Annotated in this window: 2 protein-coding genes; both read right to left on the bottom strand. The window is 67.7% G+C overall.

The features are described 5' to 3' along the window. Nucleotides 1-137: 137 nt before the first annotated feature. Complete coding sequence (locus ACWEWT_RS38500) at nt 138-1,337, bottom strand: acetate kinase (protein ID WP_452565889.1); 1,200 nt, start codon at nt 1,335-1,337, stop codon at nt 138-140. Nucleotides 1,338-1,369: 32 nt separating this feature from the next. After that, nucleotides 1,370-3,442: a phosphate acetyltransferase gene (gene pta / locus ACWEWT_RS38505; protein ID WP_452565890.1), complete on the bottom strand. Its 2,073-nt coding sequence runs from the start codon at nt 3,440-3,442 to the stop codon at nt 1,370-1,372. Between the last annotated feature and the right edge of the window lie 151 nt (nt 3,443-3,593).

A 3,593-nucleotide genomic window follows, 5' to 3' on the forward strand; every position in this document is an offset into this window, starting at 1 on the left:
AGCGCATGCGCGAAGCGCGAGTCTCGAGGCCTGAACGGCGGGACACCAGGGGGCCTCAACCCCCGCGACGCCGAAGGCGGCGCCAAAAACACAGCGCTCCGGACCCGGCACACCCCCGCCCCGCCGCACCGCGCGGATCAGGCCGTTTCGGTGAGAGCCGCGGCCGCGCGGGCGATAGCGAGTTCTTCGTTCGTCGGGACCACCAGGACCTCCACCTTCGCGTCCGGCGGCGAGATCCGCCGGGCGATACGCTCCCGCGCCGTGTTGCGGTCCGGGTCGACCGCGATCCCGAACCGGGACAGTCCGGCGAGAGAATCCGCGCGGATATCGGGGTTGTTCTCGCCGACCCCCGCGGTGAACGTGATCGCGTCGACCCCGCCCAGCTCGATCAGGTATGCGCCCAGGTAGTGGCGGAGGCGGTGTACGTACACGTCGTAGGCCAGTCGCGCCGCCGCGTCCCCCGTGCCGATGAGCCGCCGCAACTCCCGGAAATCGTTGACCCCCGCCAGCCCCCGCAGACCCGATCCGCGGTTGAGCAGGCGATCGACGCCGTCGACGTCCATCTGCGCGGTACGCATGAGATGGAGGATGATCCCGGGATCGAGATCGCCGGACCGGGTGCCCATGACCAGGCCCTCCAGCGGTGTCAGACCCATGCTGGTATCGACCGGGCGCCCGCCGCGCAGCGCCGAGACCGAGGCGCCGTTGCCGAGGTGGAAGACGATCTGGTCGATCGATTCGGGTGGGCGGCCCAGGAATTCGGCGACCCGGCCGGAGACGTACTCGTGTGAGGTGCCGTGGAATCCGTAGCGGCGGATCCCGTGCGCCGTCGCGACCTGCGTATCGATGGCGTAGGTCTTCGCGGCGTCGGGCAATCCGTGGAAGAACGCGGTATCGAATACCGCGACCTGCGGAGTATCGGGCAACAGCGTGCGTACCGCCTCGATACCCCGCACATTCGCCGGATTGTGCAGCGGCGCCAGTGCCGACAGTTCGTCGATCGTGGCCAGCACCCGATCGTCGATGAGTGTCGGTTCGTAGAACACCTCACCGCCGTGTACGACCCGGTGACCGACCGCGGTCACGCCGGCCGCAGTCAGATCGTGGCCGGTATCGGCGAACTTCCGGAACGCCAGCCGGAGCCCCGCCGTATGGTCGGGAATCGTGACCTGTTCGGTCAGTGTCCGGCCGTCGGTGGTGTGTTCGATGGCGCCGCTGTCCTCGCCGATCCGCTCCACCAGCCCAGCTGCCGCGATCGTGCCCGAATCCGTATCCAGCAGTTGATATTTGATCGACGAAGAACCGGAATTGACCACCAGCACCAGGTTGCCGCTCACCGCAGTCCCCTTCTCTCCGGACCGTGCCGGGGTCACTGCGCCTGCGCTTGGATGGCGGTGATGGCCACCGTGTTCACGATATCGGTGACCAGCGCGCCGCGGGACAGGTCGTTCACCGGTTTGCGCAACCCCTGCAGCACCGGCCCGATCGCCACCGCGCCCGCGCTGCGCTGGACCGCCTTGTAGGTGTTGTTACCGGTGTTGAGGTCGGGGAAGATGAACACCGTCGCCCGCCCGGCCACTTCGGAGCCGGGCAGTTTGGCGTCGGCGACCGTGGGCTCGATGGCCGCGTCGTATTGGATCGGGCCCTCGACCGGTAGTTCCGGCGCCCGTTCCCGGACCAGTCCCGTCGCCACCCGCACCTTGTCCACATCCGCGCCGCTACCGGATTCGCCTGTCGAATACGAGAGCATCGCCACGCGGGCGTCGATACCGAAACGGGTCGCGGTCGCGGCCGACGAGACGGCGATATCGGCCAGCTGTTCCGAGCTCGGGTCGGGGACCACGGCGCAGTCGCCGTAGGCCAGCACGCGGTCGGCCAGACACATGAGGAACACACTCGACACCGTCGCGACCCCGGGAACAGTTTTGATGATCTCGAACGAGGGCCGGATGGTATGCGCGGTGGTGTGCGCTGCCCCCGAAACCATGCCGTCGGCGAGACCGCGATGCACCATCATGGTTCCGAAATAGGAGATGTCGGAGACCGTCTCGCGCGCTCGCTCCAGCGTCATCCCTTTGTGTTTGCGCAGTTCGGTGTATTCGCGGGCGAAATCGTCGAGATGTTCGGAGGTCCGGGGGTCGAGCACGCGCGCGTCGGCGATATCCACACCCAGCTCCGCGGCGCGGGCGCGGATCGCCGACTCGTCGCCGAGGATGATCAGATCCGCGATCCTGCGCTGCAGCACCCGCCCCGCCGCGCGCAGCACCCGGTCGTCGTCGCCCTCGGGTAGCACGATCGTCTTACGGTCGGCCCGCGCGCGTTCGATCAACTGGTATTCGAACATCTGCGGGGTCACCACGCTGGTCAGCGGAACCTCCAGCCGCCGCAGGAAATCCGCGGCGTCGACATGGGTCTCCATCAGCGCCAGCGCCGTATCCACCTTGCGTGGATTGTGCGCCGACATCCGGCCGCGGGTCCGATGGGCCACCCCGGCGGTGTCGTAGGTGCCCAGATCGGTGGTCAGGATGGGTAATCGCGGTTTCAGCCCGGTGATGAGCCGGGCGATCGCCGGATGCGGGAGCAGCCCGCCGTTCATGATGATCCCGGCCAGCGAGGGGAAGCTCTCCGCTTCATGGGCGTTCACCACACTCAGCAGCACATCGGAACGGTCACCTGGCGCGATCACCACCGCCCCGTCGTACAGTCGCTCCAGAATGTGCTCGGCGGTCATCCCGCCGACCATCACCCCCAGTGCCTCCCGGTGCAGTAGTTCGGGATCGCCGCTGTACATATCGCCGTCCAGGGCCTCGCACAACTCCGCCATGGTCGGCGAGATCAGCAGCGGCACCTCGGGCAGACTCCACGACGGCACGCCGAACGGTGCGAGTGCCGCACGTACCGTATCGAGTTCCCCGGGCGCGCAGCGATTGGCGATGATCGCCGCGAGCTGCGCATGCTCGGACTTCAACTCGGCCGCGCACAGCTCCACCAGCTGCTCGACCTCCGCGGCCGACCGCTGTGCCCCGCGCACCACCAGCAGCACCGGCGCCCCCAAGTTCACCGCGATCCGGGCATTGAACCGCAATTCGCTGGGACTGGCCACATCGGTGTAATCGCTGCCCACGATCACCACCGCGTCGCAGAGCGCCGCCACCTCGTGATACCGCATGACGATCTCGGAGATCGCGGCATCGGGGTCGGCATGTACCTGCTCGTAGCCCACGCCCACCGCCTGCTGGTACTCGATATCGACGGTGCTGTGCTCGAGCAGCAGTTCGAGGATGTAGTCGGGTTCGGTGGCCGACCGGGTGATCGGCCGGAACACCCCGACGCGCGCGGTGGTCGCGCACAACATCTGCAGTACGCCGAGCGCCACGGTCGACTTACCGGTATCGCCCTCCGGCGACGCGATGTACACACTGGACGCAGCTACCTCGGCCATGAGTCAGAGCCTAGCTGTGTCTATGGCGGCGCCTCCGGCGCCGCGGGGTGGGGCCCTATCAACCCCGGTTCTTCACTCCGCCGCTCAGTCGCTGCGCTCCTTCGCTCTGCATTCGCTACAGAAACATCCCACCCTGCCCCTCGGCGACGGG

It is taken from the genome of Nocardia sp. NPDC003963 (assembly GCF_053605105.1).